This is a genomic window from Streptomyces sp. NPDC004647, from assembly GCF_040609575.1.
Taxonomy (GTDB): domain Bacteria; phylum Actinomycetota; class Actinomycetes; order Streptomycetales; family Streptomycetaceae; genus Streptomyces.
In genome coordinates this window covers 1-1,166 of the sequence record NZ_JBEXKU010000222.1, presented here as the reverse complement: position 1 = coordinate 1,166, position 1,166 = coordinate 1, and the positions used below count along the sequence as shown (strand labels likewise).

The 1,166-nt window shown below is 72.2% G+C and carries 1 protein-coding gene; it reads right to left on the bottom strand.

Annotated features, from left to right (window positions below):
* Positions 1-1,166 (bottom strand): alcohol dehydrogenase catalytic domain-containing protein (locus ABZW18_RS34800; protein WP_356195534.1); only part of this gene is annotated, 1,166 nt, incomplete at both ends.

Sequence of the window (1,166 nt, the reverse complement as noted above, 5' to 3'; positions counted from 1 at the left end):
ACCTTCTCCCCACGCCGCAACCCACCCAACTCCACCAGGGCGTAGTACGCCGTCAGGAACACCAACGGCACCGACGCCGCCATCTCCCACGACCACTCGTCGGGCAGCCGGGTGAGCAGCCGCGCGTCACCGACCACGAGTGAGCCGAAACCACCGGACACCAGGCCCGTCACCGGATCGCCGGGCCGCAGCCCGGTCACCTCGGGACCCACTTCGGTCACCACCCCCGCAGCCTCGCGCCCCATGCGTCCGGCGTCACCGGGGTACATGTCGAGCGCCTTGAGGACATCGCGGAAGTTGACCCCGGCGGCCCGTACGTCGATACGGACGTCGTGGCCGGTCAGCGGCTCGAGAACCTCGGGGAACGGAGCCAGCGTCAGCCCGTCCAGACTTCCCTGCGTCTCACTGTCGAGTCGCCACGGCACCCCGGCCGGCGGCACCAGACCCGTGCCCGACTCCAGCCGGGCGAGCCGGCCCGCACGGCTTCCACCGTCACGGATCACCAGCTGGGGCTCGTCCGTGGCGAGGGCCGACGAGAGCTGTACGAAGGCGTCGTCCGTGAAGCCGAGGTCCACCAGGCCGAAGCAGCCGGGGTTCTCCGTCTGCGCGGAGCGCACCAGACCCCACACCGAGGCCGCCGCGACATCGGTGACGTCCTCGCCGTCGGCCGCCATCGCGCCCCGGGTGACGAACACCAGCCGCGAGCCGGCGAACCGCTCCTCGGCCAGCCACTCCTGTACCAGCGCCAGTACGTCGGCGGTCAGCGCGTGAACGGTTCCCGCCACTCCGGTACGGTCCGGGACACTCGCGCCCTGGGCCCCGGAGGTAGTGGAAGCACCGGATACGGCGACCAGCACCACAGCCGGCACCGGGGACTCCCCGGCCGCCAGCGACACCAGATCTGCGTATGTCTCGACGCGCGGCCCGGATCCGGCCACCCCGTCGGCGAGCCCGAACGCGTCAGGCCCCACCAGTGCGACCGCCCCGGGCACATCCGCACCCGACGACACCGGAACCCAGTCGAGGCCGAACAGCGCGTCCCTGGCCAGCGCGGCGTCCGCACTCAGCTCTTCGCTGGACACGGCCCGTACGAGCAGCGCATCGACCGAGGCGACCGGCTCGCCGGACATGTCGGCGACCGCGATCGACACCGCGTCCCGGCCAGC